We start from the raw sequence: 236 nt of genomic DNA, 5'->3' as shown, positions 1-236 counted from the left end.
CGACGCACCGTCTTGGCCAATCCGCTCCAGGAAACCGAGGGGGGCTTCCGCCTGGACCTGGCCGGCCTGGAGCGCCTGGCCTACGCCACAAGGCTTCTCCTCTTCTGCCACCCGCAAAACCCCACGGGGAGGGTCTTTAGCGAGGAAGAGCTGGAGGCGGTGGCCGCCATCGCCCGCAAGCACGACCTCATCGTGGTCTCCGACGAACTCCATGCCCCCCTCACCTACGAGCGCCC

General features: G+C 67.8%; 1 protein-coding gene. It reads left to right on the top strand.

What is annotated here, in order from left to right:
- Nucleotides 1–236 (top strand): aminotransferase class I/II-fold pyridoxal phosphate-dependent enzyme (locus tag ACYQ0J_RS13875; protein WP_460172640.1); only part of this gene is annotated, 236 nt, incomplete at both ends.

The sequence above is a fragment of the Thermus sp. FJN-A genome, from assembly GCF_054655095.1.
The sequence above is the reverse complement of the archived record's forward strand: the minus strand, read 5'-3'. Positions and strand labels throughout refer to the sequence as shown.